The 17,464-nt window shown below is 72.1% G+C and carries 15 protein-coding genes, 1 tRNA gene and 1 pseudogene; 4 read left to right on the top strand and 13 right to left on the bottom strand.

The genetic code is table 11. The annotated features are described in order from the left end of the window. Positions 1–4 precede the first annotated feature (4 nt). The gene (locus CGL27_RS27480; protein ID WP_119990667.1) at positions 5–1,369 is read left to right on the top strand and encodes a tyrosine-type recombinase/integrase; all 1,365 of its coding nucleotides are present in this window, start codon (positions 5–7) and stop codon (positions 1,367–1,369) included. Positions 1,370–1,529: 160 nt separating this feature from the next. Here CGL27_RS27480 and CGL27_RS27475 read toward each other — a convergent pair. Next, a tRNA-Tyr gene (locus tag CGL27_RS27475) sits at positions 1,530–1,611 on the bottom strand. 189 nt (positions 1,612–1,800) lie between these two features. On the opposite strand from CGL27_RS27475, the gene CGL27_RS27470 reads away from it, so the two are divergent. Continuing rightward, positions 1,801–2,289, top strand: a complete 489-nt coding sequence (locus tag CGL27_RS27470) for a YajQ family cyclic di-GMP-binding protein (RefSeq protein WP_078642890.1) — start codon at positions 1,801–1,803, stop codon at positions 2,287–2,289. Between the two features lie 72 nt (positions 2,290–2,361). On the opposite strand, the gene CGL27_RS27465 is transcribed toward CGL27_RS27470, so the two are convergent. The 12 genes and pseudogenes from CGL27_RS27465 to CGL27_RS27410 all read right to left on the bottom strand — a co-directional run bounded on the left by CGL27_RS27465 (position 2,362) and on the right by CGL27_RS27410 (position 14,398). Next, positions 2,362–2,754, bottom strand: coding sequence for a YccF domain-containing protein (locus CGL27_RS27465; RefSeq protein WP_078642889.1), 393 nt, complete (start codon positions 2,752–2,754; stop codon positions 2,362–2,364). Then, positions 2,751–3,614 carry a zinc metalloprotease HtpX gene (gene htpX / locus CGL27_RS27460; protein WP_078642888.1) on the bottom strand — a complete coding sequence of 288 codons (864 nt, stop codon included), beginning with the start codon at positions 3,612–3,614 and terminating at the stop codon, positions 2,751–2,753. Before htpX ends, CGL27_RS27465 begins: the two co-directional genes overlap by 4 nt. A 254-nt stretch (positions 3,615–3,868) precedes the next feature. Then, the gene (locus CGL27_RS27455; protein ID WP_119990666.1) at positions 3,869–5,428 is read right to left on the bottom strand and encodes an NADH-quinone oxidoreductase subunit N; all 1,560 of its coding nucleotides are present in this window, start codon (positions 5,426–5,428) and stop codon (positions 3,869–3,871) included. Further along, positions 5,425–7,074 (bottom strand): NADH-quinone oxidoreductase subunit M, encoded by a 1,650-nt coding sequence (locus CGL27_RS27450; RefSeq protein WP_119990664.1) that lies wholly within the window; start codon positions 7,072–7,074, stop codon positions 5,425–5,427. The genes CGL27_RS27455 and CGL27_RS27450 overlap by 4 nt, the downstream gene beginning before the upstream one ends. A gap of 3 nt (positions 7,075–7,077) precedes the next feature. Further along, positions 7,078–9,096 carry an NADH-quinone oxidoreductase subunit L gene (locus CGL27_RS27445; RefSeq protein WP_119990662.1) on the bottom strand — a complete coding sequence of 673 codons (2,019 nt, stop codon included), beginning with the start codon at positions 9,094–9,096 and terminating at the stop codon, positions 7,078–7,080. Further along, positions 9,093–9,494 carry an NADH-quinone oxidoreductase subunit NuoK gene (gene nuoK / locus CGL27_RS27440; RefSeq protein ID WP_119990660.1) on the bottom strand — a complete coding sequence of 134 codons (402 nt, stop codon included), beginning with the start codon at positions 9,492–9,494 and terminating at the stop codon, positions 9,093–9,095. Before nuoK ends, CGL27_RS27445 begins: the two co-directional genes overlap by 4 nt. After that, positions 9,494–10,078, bottom strand: coding sequence for an NADH-quinone oxidoreductase subunit J (locus CGL27_RS27435; protein WP_119990658.1), 585 nt, complete (start codon positions 10,076–10,078; stop codon positions 9,494–9,496). The genes nuoK and CGL27_RS27435 overlap by 1 nt, the downstream gene beginning before the upstream one ends. Beyond that, positions 10,075–10,793: pseudogene (locus tag CGL27_RS27430) on the bottom strand (4Fe-4S binding protein). Before CGL27_RS27430 ends, CGL27_RS27435 begins: the two are co-directional and overlap by 4 nt. Then, a complete protein-coding gene (locus CGL27_RS27425) occupies positions 10,793–11,758 on the bottom strand; it encodes a complex I subunit 1 family protein (protein WP_078642881.1) in 966 nt (321 codons plus the stop codon). Before CGL27_RS27425 ends, CGL27_RS27430 begins: the two are co-directional and overlap by 1 nt. Next, positions 11,755–13,293 (bottom strand): NADH-quinone oxidoreductase subunit C, encoded by a 1,539-nt coding sequence (locus tag CGL27_RS27420; RefSeq protein ID WP_240450649.1) that lies wholly within the window; start codon positions 13,291–13,293, stop codon positions 11,755–11,757. Before CGL27_RS27420 ends, CGL27_RS27425 begins: the two co-directional genes overlap by 4 nt. After that, positions 13,290–14,006: an NADH-quinone oxidoreductase subunit B gene (locus CGL27_RS27415; protein WP_119990656.1), complete on the bottom strand. Its 717-nt coding sequence runs from the start codon at positions 14,004–14,006 to the stop codon at positions 13,290–13,292. Before CGL27_RS27415 ends, CGL27_RS27420 begins: the two co-directional genes overlap by 4 nt. After that, entirely contained in the window at positions 13,976–14,398 is a 423-nt protein-coding gene (locus tag CGL27_RS27410) for an NADH-quinone oxidoreductase subunit A (protein ID WP_059149010.1), read from the bottom strand. Before CGL27_RS27410 ends, CGL27_RS27415 begins: the two co-directional genes overlap by 31 nt. A gap of 179 nt (positions 14,399–14,577) precedes the next feature. Between CGL27_RS27410 and CGL27_RS27405 the strand changes: the two genes are divergently transcribed. Next, the gene (locus CGL27_RS27405; RefSeq protein ID WP_119990654.1) at positions 14,578–15,810 is read left to right on the top strand and encodes a sensor domain-containing protein; all 1,233 of its coding nucleotides are present in this window, start codon (positions 14,578–14,580) and stop codon (positions 15,808–15,810) included. 288 nt (positions 15,811–16,098) lie between these two features. Beyond that, the gene (locus tag CGL27_RS27400) at positions 16,099–17,442 is read left to right on the top strand and encodes a sensor domain-containing protein (protein WP_119990653.1); all 1,344 of its coding nucleotides are present in this window, start codon (positions 16,099–16,101) and stop codon (positions 17,440–17,442) included. The last annotated feature ends 22 nt before the right edge of the window (positions 17,443–17,464 follow it).

Here is a 17,464-nt window from a genome sequence, read left to right as displayed (position 1 = left end):
CCACGTGGCGCACACGTTCAAAGTCCGCGTCTGGGCCGTACGGCAGCGGAAGGACCGGGGGCAGTCCTCGGCAGAGCTGCGCTGGAAGGTCGGGGACACCCCGCACTCCCAGACGTTCCGCACCAAGACCCTGGCCGATGGCCGCCGCGCGGAACTGCTCACCGCGGTGAACAACGGCGAGCGGTTCGACGAGGCGACCGGGCTGCCGCTGTCCGAGCTGCGCAAGCTCAATGACGTGAGCTGGTACCAGCACGCTCGCGACTACATCGAGATGAAGTGGCCGTGCGCGCCCGCGAAGACCCGGACCACACTGGCCGAGGCCATGGCCAGTGCCACCCCGGCCCTGGTGAGTACGCGTCGCGGTATGCCGGAGGCTCGGCAGCTTCGTCGCGCGCTGTATAGCTGGGCCTTCAACCTGAACCGATGGACGGAGGACCCACCCGCAGACGTCCAGCGCACCCTGGAATGGGTCGAGCGGCATGCGGTGCCCATGAGTGCCCTGGATGACCCGCTGCTGCTGCGGAAGGTGCTCACAGCCTTCACGGTCCGGCTGGACGGTAAGCCCGCCGCCGCCTCGGTGGTCCGGCGGAAGCGTGCCATCTTCCACAACGCCCTTGGGTTCGCCGTGGAGGCCCGTCGGCTCGACGTCAACCCGCTTCCGCAGGTGCAGTGGTCCATCCCCAACCCTGTGGAGCAGGTGGACCCCGGGGCTGTGGTCAACCCCCGGCAAGCCCGTCGGCTGCTGGAAGCCGTGAGCGAGCAGGGAGATCGGGGAAAGCACCTCCGGGCGTTCTTCGGGTGCCTCTACCACGCTGGGCTACGGCCCGGTGAGGCCGTGTGGCTCCGTCGCGAGAACTGCGAGCTGCCCCTGGAAGGGTGGGGCACGCTGCACCTCGACGGCTCCCGGCCGCGCGTCGGGAGTTCGTGGACCGACTCAGGCACCGCCCATGACCAGCGGGGGCTGAAGTGGCGCCCCGAGAAGGACGTGCGGCACGTCCCGATCCCGCCCGGCTTCGTGACCATGCTGCGGGAGCACCTGGAGACGTACGGCGCGGCCCCCGATGGCCGACTCTTCCGGACCGCCCGCGGGGGTCTGGTGCAGGAGAGCGGCTATGGGGAGGTCTGGGCACGGGCCCGAAAGGCGGCACTCGGGCCGGAGCAGCAGGCTTCGCCGCTGGGCGCCCGGCCGTATGACCTGCGTCACGCGTGCGTCTCGCTGTGGCTGAACTCGGGGGTGGACCCCGTGGAGGTCGCGCGCCGCGCGGGTCACACGGTCGCTGTGCTGTTGAAGGTGTATGCGAAGTGTCTGGACGGCGCGACAGCCATGGCGAACGCCCGGATCGATGAGGCACTGAAGAACTGGGGATGATCCCCGAGCGTGCCCCACGCATGCCCCACACGCAGTGGTCAGCACGCGAGATCGAGTGAGACACAGTGACATAGACCGCCCATTCCGGGCGCGATCCCCTCTCGCCGACGAAAACGGCCCCCGGCTGCGTTTTCGCAGCTCGGGGGCCGTTTCTTTGGCGTGGCGGCGCCAGGATTCGAACCTGGGTAGGCTAAGCCGACGGATTTACAGTCCGCTCCCATTGGCCACTCGGGCACACCGCCTGGGACGTGGCCAGGTGCCCCGCTCTCGCGGCGCTGCTCCCTGGCAACGACGTAAACAATACCTGATGTGCGGGGGTGCTTCGCCACCCGGTTGATCGCCTCTGGATCATGGCTGAGATCGCTAGGCTGGCTGGAGCGGTCCGCTGGGCCGTGCCACTGACGGATCTACGTACGAGGAGCCAACTCAAGATGGCCGACTCCAGTTTCGACATCGTCTCGAAGGTCGAGCGGCAGGAGGTCGACAACGCTCTGAACCAGGCGAGCCGCGAGATCTCCCAGCGCTACGACTTCAAAAACGTCGGCGCCTCGATCGAGTGGTCGGGCGAGCGGATCGAGATGCGAGCCAACTCCGAGGAGCGGGTCAAGGCGATCCTCGACGTCTTCCAGTCCAAGCTGGTCAAGCGCGGGATCTCGCTGAAGGCTCTGGACGCGGGCGAGCCCCAGGCGTCGGGCAAGGAGTACAAGATCTTCGCCTCGCTGCAGGAGGGGATCTCGCAGGACAACGCGAAGAAGGTCGCCAAGATCATCCGCGATGAGGGGCCCAAGGGCGTCAAGGCGCAGGTGCAGGGCGAAGAGCTGCGAGTGACCTCCAAGAGCCGGGATGATCTGCAGGCCGTGATCGCCCTGCTCAAGGGCAAGGACCTGGACTTCGCGGTGCAGTTCGTGAACTACCGGTAGCCGGCACTCGGAGCGGTGCGGCAGGGGCGGTGCGGCGTGGCCGTGCCGCCCCTGGTGTTGTCGGCGGGCAGGTCAGCGGTGGCCGAACGGCTGGTCGGTGGAGACGATGTCGACACCGAGGGGGGCCAGGGAGATCGGGATGAGCTTGAAGTTGGCCAGGCCCAGGGGGATGCCGATGATCGTGAGGCAGAGGGCGACGCCGGTGAGCAGGTGGCCGAGCGCCAGCCACCAGCCCGCGAGGATGAGCCAGAGGACGTTGCCGACGCAGGAGGCGGCTCCGGCGCCGGGGCGGGGGACGGTGGTGCGGCCGAAGGGCCACAGGGCGAAGCCGGCGATGCGCCAGGAGGCGAGCGCGAAGGGGATGCCGATGATCGTGAGGCAGAGGAGAACGCCGGCGAAGACGTAGAGGATCGCCATCCAGACGCCGGCGAAGATCAGCCAGATGAGGTTCAGGAGGGTTTTCACGGTTGGTGTCCTGCCATCTGCTCGAGTCGTGCGATGCGCTCCCGCATGGGCGGGTGGGTCGAGAAGAGCTTGGCCATGCCCTCACCGGCCCGGAACGGGTTGGCGATCATCAGGTGGCTGGCGGTCTCCAGACGGGGCTCGGGCGGCAGCGGAAGCTGCTTGGTACCCGCTTCGAGCTTGCGCAGGGCGCTGGCGAGGGCCAGGGGGTCGCCGGTGAGCTGGGCTCCGGAGGCATCCGCCTCGTATTCGCGGGAGCGGCTCACGGCGAGCTGGATGATGGAGGCCGCGAGCGGGCCGAGAAGCATGATCAGCAGCATGCCGACGAAGCCGGGGCCCTCGTCGTCGTCGGACCGGCCCATCGGGATCAGCCAGGCGAAGTTGACCAGGAACATGACGACGCTGGCGAGCGCGCCCGCGATCGAGGAGATCAGGATGTCGCGGTTGTAGACATGGCTGAGCTCATGGCCGAGGACCCCGCGCAGCTCGCGCTCGTCCAGCAGCCGCAGAATGCCGTCGGTGCAGCAGACCGCCGCGTTACGGGGGTTGCGGCCGGTCGCGAAGGCGTTGGGGGCCTCGGTCGGGGAGATGTAGAGCCGGGGCATCGGCTGGCGCGCGGCCGTGGAGAGCTCGCGCACCATGCGGTACAGCCCTGGTGCCTCGAACTCGCTGACGGGGCGGGCGCGCATCGCGCGCAGGGCCAGCTTGTCACTGTTCCAGTAGGCATACGCGTTGGTCCCGAGTGCGACGACGACCGCGATGATCAGCCCGGTGCGGCCGAAGAGGCTGCCGATGAGGATGATGATCGCGGACAGACCACCGAGGAGTACGGCGGTCTTCAGCCCGTTGTGCCGGCGGTGCACTGTGTGCCCTCCCGTTGTGCCGCAGGGGAACGCTTTGCCTGGTGTCTCCACCTTCCAGTGGACCCTCCTGAAAAAGTCAACGCCAGGCGAAGGGCACCAGTTCCCTTGTGCACACGGGTGCGGGCGTGCGGCCCGTGCCGACGGCGCGCGAGGCCGGTGCGACGGCCCGCACGGCCGGTGGCCGATGACCGAGTTGAGGCCGATGGCGGCCGTAAGGTAAGGCGAACGGAGGCCCGCGGCGGACGCGGGAGCGGTTACAGCAGGGTGTCCGAGGCGAACCGCAGGACGAGCTGCGGGGCGCCGGACAGGGCGATGCCGACGACCGCGGTGAGGCCGATGGCGGCCGTAAGAGGAACGGCGCGCGGGCGGGCGACGGCCGCCCCGGTGGCGGGTGCGGGCTCCGCCCCGGCGGCGGGCTCGGGGGCGCGGAAGAGCACCGCCGTCCACTGGAGGTAGTAGTAGAGCGCCACGACCACGTTGAGCGCCATCACCACCGCGAGCCAGCCCAGCCCCGCGTCCACGGCCGCCGAGAAGACGGTCACCTTCGCGAAGAGCCCGATGACGCCCGGGGGCAGCCCGGCCAGGCACAGCAGGAAGAAGCCCAGGGCCAGGGCGGCGGCCGGGCGGGCCGCGTACAGCCCGCGGTAGTCGGTGAGGCGGTTGGCCGGGCTCGTACGGGCCACCAGGGCGGCCACGGCGAAGGCGCCGAGGTTCACGGCCGCGTACATCAGGGCGTACGCGACGGTGGAGCCGATGGCGCGGGAGGCGTCCTTGTCGGAGTCGGCGTAACCGGCCGCGGCGATCGGGACCAGCAGATAGCCCGCCTGGGCGACGGAGGACCAGGCGAGCAGGCGTACGGCGCTGAAGGCGCGCTCCGGGCGCTGGCGCAGCGCCGCGGCGTTCCCCGCGGTCATGGTGAGGGCGGCCAGGACGGCGACGGCAGGGCCCCACACATCGGAGTACGAGGGGAAGGCGAGGACGGTCACCAGGATGAGGCCGGAGAAACCGACCGCCTTACCGACGACCGATAGATACGCCGCGACGGGCACGGGGGCGCCGACGTAGGTGTCGGGCACCCAGAAGTGGAAGGGCACGGCAGCGGTCTTGAACGCGAAGCCCACCAGGGTGAGCACGACCCCCGCCTGGGCGAGCGTGTCGAGCCGCGGGTCGACATGGGTGAGGGCGTCGGCGATCCGGGACAGATGGAGGCTGCCGGTGGCGGCGTAGACGAAGCTGACGCCGAGCAGCATCACGGCGGTCGCGGTGACCGAGGAGAGGAAGAACTTCAGCGCGGCCTCGGAGGACAGGCGGTCGCCGCGGCGCAGGCCCACGAGGGCGAAGGCCGGGAGCGAGGCCACCTCGAGGGCGATGACCAGCGTCGCCAGATCTCGGGAGGCGGGCAGCAGGGCCGCCCCGGCGGCCGAGGACAGCAGCAGGAACCAGAACTCGCCCGCGGGGAGTTTGAGGTCATCGAGGGCGCTGAAGGACAGCAGCCCGGTGAGCAGCGCCCCGCCGAGCACGAGGAACTGGATGACGAGGGCGAAGGTGTCGGCCGTGTAGCTGCAGGCGTGGGCGCCGGTGGTCAGGCAGAAGGTGGAGCGGTCGCCGTCCAGCAGCGGCAGCAGGGCGAGCGCGGCCAGGGCCAGTCCCGCTATCGCTCCCCAGCCCAGCAGATGCTTCCTGCGCTCGGGCAGGAAGAGATCCGCGACGAGGACGGCGAGGCCGGCCAGGGCCGCGATGGTGGGCGGTGCGACGGCGAGCCAGTCGACGGACTGGACGAGGCTGGTGGCCAGGCTCGTGGCGTTCGCAGTCATCGGTTGCCTCCCGCGAGGAGCTGCTGCACGGCCGGGTCGGTGAGGCCGAGGAGGGCCGCGGGCCACAGTCCGGCGAGGACGGTGAGGGCCACCAGGGGGCTCCAGGCGGCGAGTTCATGGCCGTGGACGTCGGCGAGGGCGGGCCGCTCGGGCTCGGTCCCGGTGCGGGGCTCGATCGGATGGTCGCCCATGCAGACGCGCCGTACGACGATGAGCATGTAGGCGGCGGTGAGCAGGGTGCCGAAGCCGGCGAGCGCCATATAGGTGAGATACGCCGGGCGGCTGAGCCCGTCGGCGGGGTCGAAGGCGCCGAACATGGCGAGCATCTCGCCCCAGAACCCGGCGAGTCCGGGCAGCCCCAGGGAGGCCACGGCGCCGAAGGCGAGCAGTCCGCCGAGGCGTGGCGCCCTGCCGTACAGGGCGGCGCCGCTGGTGCCCGCGAGCTGGTCGAGGTCGGTGGTGCCGGAGCGGTCCTTGAGGGCGCCGACGAGGAAGAAGAGCAGGCCGGTGATCAGGCCGTGGGCGATGTTGGCGAAGAGCGCGCCGTTCACCCCGGTGGGGGTGAGGGTCGCGATGCCCAGCAGCACGAAGCCCATATGGCCGACGGAGGAGTAGGCGATCAGGCGCTTGAGGTCGCCCTTGGCGCCGGTGCGGGCCAGGGCGAGGCAGGCGAGGGATCCGTAGATGATGCCGACCACGGCGAACGCGGCGAGGTAGGGCGCGTAGGTGTGGGCCGCCCCGGGGGTCATCGGCAGCACGATGCGGACCAGCCCGTAGGTGCCCATCTTGAGCAGCACGCCCGCCAGCAGCACCGAGCCGACGGTGGGGGCGGCGGTGTGGGCGTCGGGCAGCCAGCTGTGCAGCGGCCACATGGGGGCCTTGACGGCGAGTCCGACGATGATGGCGAGGGCCGCGATGAGCTGGGTGGTGTGGGTCAGCTTCGCGCCGTTGTCAGCGGCGAGTGCCACCATGTCGAAGGTGCCGCCCTTGACCCCGATGAGGAGGAGGCCGAGCAGCATGACGACGGAGCCGAGCAGCGTGTAGAGGATGAACCGCCAGGCGGCACGCTCGGGTGTGGCAGCAGCGCGAAGCGCTTCCTCGGGGTGGTGGCGGGTGACGGGCGGGAGCTCCCGTTCGCCGCTGCCCCACCGGCTGATGAGGAAGTACATCGGGATGAGGACCATCTCGAACGCCAGGAAGAACAGCATCAGGTCCAGCACCGCGAAGCTGGCCAGGGTGCCGGACTCCAGGAGCAGCAGCAGCGCGACGAAGGCCCTGGGGGACGGCCCGGCGGGCCGGTTGAAGTAGGCGTAGAGCGCGCTGAGGAAGGTCAGCAGCGCGGTCAGCACGAGCAGCGGCAGCGAGACGCCGTCCACGCCGAGGTGGATGCGGATGTCCAGCGCCGGGATCCAGCTGATGTCCGTCTGGGCCTGCATCCTGGCCGGGTGGTCGTGGTCGAAACCGGCGGCCAGGGCGATGGCGGCGGCGAGCACCACTCCGGTGACGGTCACGCCGTGGCGCAGTACGGCCTGGTCCGGTCCGCGGCCGCGCAGCCCGGGCGGGGCCGGGAGCAGGGCGGCGACGCTGCCGAGCAGGGGGAGCACGACCAGGGCGGCGAGGAGGAGTTGCTGGACGGTGTGGTTCACGGGTCAGGCTCCCGCTGCGACGAGGACGGCGGCCACGGCCAGGACGAGGGAGCCCGCGAGCAGCGCGCCGAGGTAGGTCTGCACATTGCCGGTCTGGGCGCGGCGGACGGCCGCGCCGAGCAGGCGGGGCGCACCGCCCGCGCCGCGTACGTACGTCTCGACGACCTCGCGGTCGAGGAAGCGGACGAGCCGGGCGGCGGCGGCCACGGGCCGGACGAACAGGACGCTGTAGACGGCGTCGAGGTGGAAGCCGACGGCCGCGTGGCGGTGCAGCGGGCCCAGGAGCAGCCGCCCGGGGTCGGCGGGGTCGCTGGCGCCCGCGATGGAGCCGTAGGCCGCCTCGTGGGTGGCGATGGCCTCGGCCTCGGAGACGGCGTCGGCGGCTTCGGGGTGGGCGGCCACCGCGCCGAGCGGGACGCGGGCGGCCCGGGCCGAGCTGTGCCGCCAGGCGCCGTACATGACGAGGGCGCCGGCCAGGGCCAGCCCGGTGCCGAGTACGGAGGTGGTGAGGGTCGGGGTGAGCGTCTCGCCGTCGAACCAGTCGGGCAGCGTGCCGTAGGCGAGGCCGAGGGCGGCCGTGGGGATGAACAGCACCCACAGGACGGCGTTCATGGCCACCGGCTGCTTGCCGTGGTCGGGGACGGGCTCGCCCCGGCCGCGGAACGCGAGCAGCCACAGCCGGGCCGCGTATCCGGCGGTGAGGAGCGCGGTAAGGAGACCGGCGAGGAGGACGGTCCAGCCGACGCCCGCCGGGACGCCGGAGGTGTGGCCGGTCGCGGCGTGCTCGGCCGTGCCGAGGACGGCCTCCTTGGAGAAGAAGCCCGCGAAGGGCGGGATGGCGGCGAGCGCGAGCAGCGCGACCGTCATCGTCCAGAAGGCGTCGGGGATGCGCTGGGCGAGGCCGCTCATCCGGGACATGGCGGCGAGGGAGTTGGTCCCGGCGGCGTGGATCACCACGCCCGCGCCGAGGAAGAGCAGCGCCTTGAACGCGCCGTGGGTGATGAGGTGGAAGACGGCGGCGCCGCGGTCGTCGACGGCCAGTGCGCCCGTCATATAGCCGAGTTGGCCGACGGTCGAGTAGGCGAGGACGCGTTTGATGTCGTCCTGGGCGAGCGCGGCGAGCGCCGATCCGACCATCGTCACGGCCGCCATGGCGGCCAGTACGGCGAGCGCGGCGGCGGAGGAGGCGAAGACGGGCAGCAGCCGGGCCACGACAAAGACACCGGCGGCGACCATGGTGGCCGCGTGGATCAGCGCGGAGACCGGGGTGGGACCGGCCATCGCGTCCGGCAGCCAGGTGTGCAGCGGGAACTGCGCGGACTTGCCCGCGACCCCGGCCAGCAGCAGCAGCGCGATCAGGGTGGGGTGGTCCAGCGGCACCCCGGCGGTCTCGGAGGTCAGCCGGGTGTGGATCTCGCTGATGCGGAACGTGCCGGTGTCGCCCGCGAGCGCGAAGATGCCGATCAGGAACGGCACGTCGCCGAGCTTGGTGACCAGGAACGCCTTCAGGGACGCCGAGCGCGCGGCCGCGGTCTCCCAGTAGTGGCCCACCAGGAAGTACGAGCAGATGCCCATGATCTCCCAGCCGACGAGCAGCACGATCAGGTCGTCGGAGTAGACGACCAGGAGCATCGCGGCGGTGAAGAGGGAGACGAGCGCGGCGTAGGAGGGGTAGCGGGGGTCGTCCCGCAGATAGCCGGTCGAGTAGATCTGCACACAGCAGGCGACGACGGCGACGAGGGCCGCGACCAGGGCGGCGAAGCCGTCGACCTGCAGGGCGAGGTCGATGGGGACCGAGCCGGTGTCGGCGAGCCGGGCCGCGGCGGTGAGCGGGGCCGTGCCGCCGCCCGCTCCCCCGCCCTGCCGTACGGCGACGAGCACGGCGAGACCGGCCGCGGCGAGGGTCGGCAGCACCGCGAGGGGGCGGACGAAACCGGGGGCGCGGCGGCCCAGCAGGAGCCCGGCGACGGCGCCGAGGAAGGGCAGCAGGGGGACGAGAACGGCAGCGGTCGTGGTCGTCACGCGGTCTGCCTCCGGGCGCGTCGTGCCTGGTCGGCGGCGTTGTCAGTGGGGGCTGCCATGCTGTCGTCCATCGGGTCCTGGCCGTCCGACGGGGGGTCGGCCAGGTCCCGGAGCTTGTCGACGTCGGCGGTGCCGCGGTTGCGGTGGACGAGGAGGACGATGGCGAGGCCGATGCCGATCTCGGCGGCGGCGATGGCGATGGTGAAGAGGGTCAGGGCCTGGCCCGCGTGCAGGGTGTCGCGGAGCCAGACGTCGAAGGCGACGAGGTTGAGGTTGACGGCGTTGAGCATCAGCTCGACCGACATCAGCACCAGGATCGCGTTGCGGCGGGCGAGGACGCCGTACAGGCCGGTGCAGAAGAGGAGGATGGCGAGCACGGCGGGGTAGGCGAGGTGCATCAGCGCTTCTCCTTGCCGCTCTGGGCGTCCCGAGGTTCGGCGGTCCTACGGGACAGGACGATCGCGCCGACGAGCGCGGCGAGGAGGAGCACGGACAGCGCCTCGAACGGCAGCACCCAGTGGCGGAAGAGGCTCTCACCGGAGACGGCGGTGGAGCCCTGGACGCCCTTGTCTAGCTCGATCCAGGTGGTCCGGAAGGCGTCCACGACCACCCACACCAGGACGCCAGCGGCGGCCACGGCCACCGCGAGCGCGGCCGGGCGGTTGCCCGAATCGGCGTCCGGGGAGGGGCCGATGGGCGCCTTGGTGAGCATCAGCCCGAAGAGGAGGAGGACGACGACGGAGCCGACGTAGATCAGCACCTGCACCCAGGCGATGAACTCCGCCGTGAGCAGGAGGTACTCCACGGCGATGCCGCCGAGCGCCACCACCAGCCATAGGGCGGCGTGCACCAGTTGCTTGGTGGTGACGGTGAGGACGGCCGCGCCGAGGGTCGCGATGCCCACCAGCAGGAAGACGATCTCGACGCCGGTCGGCGACAGGAACCCGTGGCCGGTGGCGGCCAAGTGGACCGCGGGACTCACGTGGCGGCTCCGTTTCCGTCGGATCCGTCGGTGCGGTCGCTCGCGTCGGTGCCGTCGCTCGCGTTGGGCCCGTCGCTCGCGTTGGGCCCGTCGCTCGCGTTGGGCCCGTTGGGCTCGTTGGTCCCGTTGGGCCCGTCGCCGGCGTCGGAGGCGCGCTCCGCCTCGGCCTGCGCGGCCTCGGCGGCGGCCGTGGCCTCCGCGGCGACGAGCTTGTCGGCGGCCTTACGGGCGGCGCCGATCTCCTTGGGCTCCTCCGCGCGCGGGTCGAGCGCGGGCGGCGCGGGCACCGTCCACATCCAGTCGCGGAGCTTGTCCCGCTCATGGGTGAGATCGCGGATGTCCTCCTCCGCGTACTCGAACTCCGGCGACCAGAAGAGCGCGTCGAAAGGACACACCTCGATGCAGATACCGCAGTACATGCACAGGGCGAAGTCGATCGCGAACCGGTCCAGCACATTCCGGCTGCGCTCGCGCCCGCCCGGGGCGGCCGGGGGACGGTCTCCTTGTGCGAGTCGATATAGATGCACCAGTCCGGGCATTCGCGGGCGCACAGCATGCAGACCGTGCAGTTCTCCTCGAACAGCCCGATCACCCCGCGGGTACGGGGCGGCAGCTCGGGCTGCACGTCCGGATACTGCGCGGTGTGCGACTTCCGGGTCATCGTGCGGAGGGTGACGGCCAGGCCCTTGGCCAGGCCGGATCCGGGGATGCCCATCAGGAGATCACCACCTTGACGACGCCGGTGAGGGCGATCTGGGCCAGTGAGAGCGGAATGAGGCAGGTCCAGGCGAACCGCTGGACCTGATCCTCGCGCAGCCGCGGATAGCTGACCCGCAGCCAGATCACGACGAAGGCGAGGACGGCCGTCTTCAGCAGCGTCCACAGCCAGCCGAGACCATCGGCGAACGGACCGTGCCAGCCGCCGAGGAAGAGGACGGTGGTCAGCCCGCACAGGATGACGATGCCCGCGTACTCGGCGAGCAGGAAGAGCGCGAACCGCAGCCCCGTGTACTCGGTGTACGCACCGAAGATGATCTCGGAGTCGGCGATCGGCGCGTCGAACGGCGGGCGCTGCAGCTCGGCGAGACCGGCGGTGAAGAACACCACCCCGCCGACGATCTGCCACGGCACCCACCACCACTCGAACGCCTCGAGGATGCCGGGCAGCGAGACCGTGCCCGCCGCCATCGCCACGGAGGCGGCGGTGAGCAGCATCGGCAGCTCGTACGCCATGAGCTGGGCGGCCGTACGCAGGCCCCCGAGGAGGGAGAACTTATTCGCCGAGGCCCAGCCCGCCATCAGCGAACCCAGCACCCCGACGCCCATCACGGCGAGCACGAAGAAGATGCCCGCGTCCACGACCTGGCCGACGGCGCCCTCGGCGGGGCCGACCGGGATCGCGACGAGGACGAGCAGGTACGGCAGCAGGGCGACGGCGGGCGCGAGCTGGAAGATCCGCCGGTCGGCGCCGGTGGGTACGACGTCTTCCTTCTGCGCGAACTTCACCCCGTCCGCGACGAGCTGGGCCCACCCGTGGAACCCACCCGCGTACATCGGCCCGAGGCGGCCCTGCATATGGGCCATGACCTTGTGCTCGGTCTGCCCCACGAGCAGGGGCAGTACGAGAAAGGCGAGCAGGAGGGCGAGCAGTCGCAGCGCGACGTCGAGGACGTCGTTCACGCGGTGCCTCCTGGCTGGTCGTCGGAGTTGGTGTCGGGCGTGTCGGAGGCGGAGTCGGAGTCGGAGTCGGGTTTCTCGCCGCCGCGTTCGTCTCCGTGCGCCTCGGCCTCCGCTGCCTCCGCTGCCTCCGGCTCGCGCGACGACTCGGCGTCCTCGTCCCGCGCGGGGCGCGCGTGATGCCAGGGGGCGTCGGCCGATCGGGTCCGCGGCGCGGGGCGCCGCGGGTGCGCCGGGGACGCGGATGCGTGCGACTCGGCCCCGGCGGCGTCATCGGCCGCGGGGGCTTCAGGTGCGGGGGCTTCGGCCGCCGCACCATCGGCCGCGGGCGCTTCGGGCGCCGAGGCTTCGGCCGCCGCGCCTTCGGACGCCGGTGGCTCGGCGGGGGCCGAGGGCTCATCGGCTGCGGCCCGCCGACTGGCGGCGGCGTCCGGGGCCGAGGCTTCCGCCGTCGGCTCCGCACCCGCCGGGCGCTCGGCCGCCGGGGTGGGAGTCTCCCCCACCGCCCCAGCCCCTGCCGGACGGTCCGCGGCTGAGCGCTCGGCCGCCGGGGTCTGAGAGTCGGCCGTCGACTCGGCGCTTCCCGGACGCTGGACCACCGGGGTCTGAGCGTCCGCCGCCTCCGCGCCTGCCGGACGCTGGCTTGCCGAGCCCTCGCTCACGCTGCGCGAGCGCCGCGCCGGGCGTTCGGCCGCCGGAGTCTGGGCCTCCGCCGTCGGCTCCGCACCGCCCGGGCGCTGGCTCGCGGAGCCGGCTGTCGCGGTGCGGGTGCGGCGGGCGGGGCGCTCGCCTGCGGCGCGGGCGCCGCCGCGGGCCGGGCGGGCCGGGGCAGGGGGTAGCTGGCCCTTGAGGGGGCCCCACTCGTTGGGGTCGGGGACGCCTGGCGGCAGCATCTGTCGGCGCTTGGGACCGTGGCCGGTGCCCGACTCCCCCGGCTCCTTCGCGCCCGGCCACGCCTTGACGACCCGGGCCGCCAGCACGAAGTCCTTGCGCAGCGGATGCCCCTCGAAACCGTCGGGGAGCAGCAGCGGCGCGAGACCGGGGTGGCCGGTGAAGCCGATGCCGAACATCTCGTGGGTTTCGCGCTCATGCCAGCCCGCCCCGGCATAGACGCCGGTCGCGGTCGGCAGCGCGGCCGCGTCGTGCGGCACGGTGGTGCGCACCAGCAGACCGCGCACCGCACGCCCGGCCCCACTCGCGCCCTCGCTCCCGCTCCCGCCGAGGGCGACGACGTACGCGGCCACCCGGAAGCCGGTGCCCGGCTCGTCGACCGCGCTCAGCCAGTCGAAGTAGGTGCAGCCGAGGGTGTCGCGGGCCGTCTCCAGCGACGCGATCCAGGAGTCGGCGGGGACGTCGACGGTGAGCAGGTCGTACGCCTCCTCCGCCGTGGTGCCCTCGCCGAACAGCTCGGTGGCGGAACGCGGCAGCCAGCCCACGGGCGGGGCGGCCACCGCAGCGGGCTCCGCCACCTCAGCGGGCTCGACCTCCGCGGGCTCCGGCATCCCGGTCCGCTCCGGCGTCTCGTTCGGCTCGGTCATGTCGTGTCTTCCCGCCCCGGAGGCGTGACCAGCCCGCTGCGCAGCGCGGCCGCGGACGGGCGGCCCGAGGCCGTGGATTCGACACCGCGCCCCGAAGTCCCGTAACGCTCGCCCAGCGACTCGCGGGCGATCTTCTCCTGGAGCTTGAGGATGCCCTGCAGCAGCGCCTCGGGCCGGGGCGGGCAGCCGGGGACGTAGACGTCGACGGGGATGATCTGGTCGACGCCCTTCGTCACGGCGTACGAGTCCCAGTAGGGGCCGCCGCAGTTCGAGCAGGCCCCGAAGGAGATCACGTACTTCGGCTCCGGCATCTGCTCGTACAGCCGCTTGACCGCGGGCGCCATCTTGTCCGTGACCGTGCCGGAGACGACCATCAGGTCGGCCTGGCGCGGCCCCGGCGCGAAGGGGATCACGCCGAGCCGGATGAAGTCGTGGCGGGCCATCGACGCGGCGATGAATTCGATCGCGCAGCAGGCGAGCCCGAAGTTGAAGACCCACAGGCTGTAGCGGCGGCCCCAGTTCAGGACCACCTTCATCGGCTCGGGAGCCAGCCGGGCCAGCGTGCCGAGACGGCGCGGCTCCGGCAGGTCCACCGGAGCGGAGGCGGGGACTGGCGCGGGGACCGATGCGGGGACCGGCGCGGGGACCGCCGCGGCGGCCGGCGTCGGCGTCGGGTTCGGTGTCACGTCCACTCCAGGACGCCCTTCTTCCATGCGTACAGCAGACCTACGGCGAGGAACCCGAGGAAGATGAACATCTCCACCAGCGTGGCGGCCCCGAAGCCGGGTGCAGCGAAGACCGTCGCCCACGGGAACAAGAAGATCGAGTCCACGGCGAAAATCACATACAGAAAAGCGTAGACGTAGTAACGGACCTGGGTGTGGGCCCAGCCCTCACCCACCGGGTCCACTCCGCACTCGTAGGTCAGCAGTTTCTCCGGCGTCGGCACGACGGGCCGCAGCAGCCGCCCGGCCCCGAAGGCCACGGCGACGAAGATCACGCCGATCGCCGCCAGCAGTCCGACCACCGCATAGCCCTGGAAGTAGCCGTCCGCGAGCTGGACGCCGGCGCCACTCGTGGTGTGTACAGTCGTCGCCTCCGGCACGTCCGCCCTCGCTCCCTGGTCTCGTGGTCCCTGCCCGCTCCTCGTCGACCTCGCGTGTTCGACGATCCGTACGGACGGGAAGTCTAGGCCCTGCCGCCGCCCGGCCGAGCGGCCCGTCCGCCATGCGGTAGGGCTACCCCCATGGCGATCCCCCTGCCGGGCCGGGCAGTCTTGCTGCCATGACCTCCAGTTCCCCCGCCCACGACCCCGACGGCGGCGGCCGTGGCCGCGGCGACGAGCGGCTGCCGCGGCCGCCCGCGTTCGCCTTTCCCGCGCAGACCTGGAAGGAGATCGCCTATCTCCTGGCCAATCTGCTGGTGGGCATTGTCTGCTTCGTCTTCACGCTGGTCTGGCTGGCCGTGGGGCTGGGGCTGTCCGTCACGGTGGTGGGGCTGCCGCTGCTGGCCCTGGGGCTGCGCTTCAGTCGGCTCCTCGGCCGGTTCGAGCGGAACCGCGCCAGGTCGCTGCTCTCGGTGCACATCGATGAGCCCAGCCCCCTGCCGTACCGGCCGGACAGTGGCGTCCTCAGCCGGTTGTGGACGAGTCTGCGGGATCCGGTGGGCTGGCGCGCCACGCTGTACGCCCTGATCCGGCTGCCGTGGGCGGTGGTCACCTTCGCTCTCACCCTGACCTCGCTGTTCGTCGCCTGGCCGGTGCTGCCGTGGATCGCCCGGGGGCTGACGCATGTGGACCGGGCGATGGTGCGCGGGCTGCTGTTCCCCTCCGATGAGCTGGAGCGGCGGATCGCCGAGCTGGAGTCGGACCGGGGCACGGTGGTCGACACCGCCGCCGCGGATCTGCGCCGCATCGAGCGCGATCTCCACGACGGCGCCCAGGCCCGGCTGGTCGCCCTCGCCATGGGGCTCGGTCTGGCGAAGGAGAAGCTGGAGGAGGACCCGGAAGCCGCCGCCAAGATGGTCGACGAGGCCCACGGCGAGGTGAAGCTCGCCCTCCAGGAGCTACGGGACCTCGCCCGCGGCATCCACCCCGCCATCCTCACCGACCGCGGCCTCGGCCCCGCCCTCTCCGCCCTCTCGGCCCGCTGCACCGTCCCCGTCACAGTGACGGTCGAGCTGCCCGAACGCCCGGCGCCCGCGATCGAGGGAATCGCCTACTTCACCGTCTCCGAACTGCTCCAGAACATCAGCAAGCACAGCGGCGCCCGCACCGCCGAGGTCGACCTGTGGCGCACCGAGGACCGGCTGCTGATCCAGGTACGGGACGACGGACACGGCGGGGCGTCCACCGACGGGGGCACAGGGCTGGCGGGGCTGACGGAGCGGCTGGGCTCGGTCGACGGGCTGTTCGCGGTGGACTCGCCGCCCGGTGGGCCGACCTCGGTGACCGCCGAGCTGCCCTGGCGGCACCGGACGGGGTCGGCGGCGGGCACGGCGGTGGCACGTTCCCGGTAGGGCGCCTGACGCCGGAGGGCAGACCCCCCCGGGGGCGAAGAACCTGCCCCCGAAGACAGAGCCGGCCCCAGACAGAGCCGACCCCCAGCAAGGCCCCCGGCCCCTGGCTCCTGGCCACCGGCCACCGGCCACCGGCCACCGAAGGTAGGGCTAACCCCCCGGTGAAGAGGCCGATCCGCCCGATGGTCGGGCCGACCGCGCTCCGGGACTCTTGGGTGTACGCAGACGACGCGACCACCTCACCGCGGATCGCGTGACCGACCAGGCTCCCGGAGGACGGACGAGACGATGGCCACCGCATACCGCCCCTACGAGCCGGAGACCGAGCCCCGTGGCCATCTGGTGCCCGCGGCACTGAAGGCGCCGTTCCAGGCCCGGGTCTGGCGTGAGTTCCTCTATCTCGTGATCAGCCTGCCGATGGCCATCCTCACCTTCGTCTACACGATCACGATGATCGCGCTCGGCGCCGGGCTGCTGATCACCTTCCTCGGCGTCCCGGTGCTCGGCGCCGCCCTCGCGGGCTGCCGGGCGCTCGGCGTCGTCGAGCGGGCCCGCGCCCGTGCGCTGCTGCGGCTGGACGTGGCCGAGCCCGAGCCCGTCCTCGGCCGGAGGGGTGGCCGCGGGGGCAAGCGCGGGCCGGTCGCCTGGGTGGGCGCGCTGCTCAGGAGCGGCACCTCCTGGCGTCATGTGATCTACGCGCTGATCCATCTGCCGTGGGCGGTCTTCTCCTTCGCTTTCGCGATCGCCTTCACCAGCTACGGCTGGGGCTTCGCGACCTATCCGCTGTGGCGCTGGGTCTTCCCCCGGTACGTGGACGAGCCGGGCCTGCAGATCTTCGGGGACGACCACGGGCGCGCGTTCTATCTGGACACCCCGTTCGAGATCACCGCGACCTGTGTCGTGGGTGTGCTGGTCCTGCTGCTGACCCCGTGGGTGATGCGGGCGCTGACCTCGGTCGACCGGATCATGGTGGCCGGGCTGCTCGGTCCGTCCCGGCTGGCGAGCCGGGTCTGGGAGCTGGAGTCGGACCGGGGCACGGTGGTCGACACCGCCGCCGCGGATCTGCGCCGCATCGAGCGCGATCTCCACGACGGCGCCCAGGCCCGGCTGGTCGCCCTCGCCATGGATCTGGGCCTGGCGAAGGAGAAGCTGGACGAGGACCCGGAAGCCGCCGCCAAAATGGTCGACGAGGCCCACGGCGAGGTGAAGCTCGCCCTCCAGGAGCTGCGCGACCTCGCCCGCGGCATCCACCCCGCCATCCTCACCGACCGCGGCCTCGGCCCCGCCCTCTCCGCCCTCTCGGCCCGCTGCACCGTCCCCGTCACAGTGACGGTCGAGCTGCCCGAACGCCCGGCGCCCGCGATCGAGGGAATCGCCTACTTCACCGTCTCCGAACTGCTCCAGAACATCAGCAAGCACAGCGGCGCCCGCACCGCCGAGGTCGATGTCTGGCGCACCGAGGACCGGGTGATGCTGCAGATCACGGACGACGGGCGGGGCGGGGCCGGCACCTCCGCCGGTTCGGGTCTGGCGGGGCTGGCCGAGCGGATCGACGCGGTGGACGGGATCCTCGTCGTCAACTCCCCGGCTGGCGGTCCGACCACCGTGACCGCCGAGCTCCCCTGGCGCTGAGGGCGCACGACCCTGCCGGCCG

Source organism: Streptomyces sp. 11-1-2, from assembly GCF_003595545.1.
Classification (GTDB): Bacteria; Actinomycetota; Actinomycetes; order Streptomycetales; family Streptomycetaceae; genus Streptomyces; species Streptomyces hygroscopicus_B.
This window is presented reverse-complemented; position numbering and strand designations above follow the sequence as displayed.

Coding starts and splice junctions, on each gene's coding strand:
- CGL27_RS27470 (WP_078642890.1), top strand. CDS start 1,801: ATGGCCGACTCCAGTTTCGACATCGTCTCGAAGGTCGAGCGGCAGGAG.
- CGL27_RS27455 (WP_119990666.1), bottom strand. CDS start 5,428: ATGACTGCGAACGCCACGAGCCTGGCCACCAGCCTCGTCCAGTCCGTC.
- nuoK (WP_119990660.1), bottom strand. CDS start 9,494: ATGCACCTCGCCTACCCCGCCGTGCTCGCCATCCTCCTCTTCTGCACC.
- CGL27_RS27420 (WP_240450649.1), bottom strand. CDS start 13,293: ATGACCGAGCCGAACGAGACGCCGGAGCGGACCGGGATGCCGGAGCCC.
- CGL27_RS27415 (WP_119990656.1), bottom strand. CDS start 14,006: ATGGAAGAAGGGCGTCCTGGAGTGGACGTGACACCGAACCCGACGCCG.
- CGL27_RS27405 (WP_119990654.1), top strand. CDS start 14,578: ATGACCTCCAGTTCCCCCGCCCACGACCCCGACGGCGGCGGCCGTGGC.
- CGL27_RS27400 (WP_119990653.1), top strand. CDS start 16,099: ATGGCCACCGCATACCGCCCCTACGAGCCGGAGACCGAGCCCCGTGGC.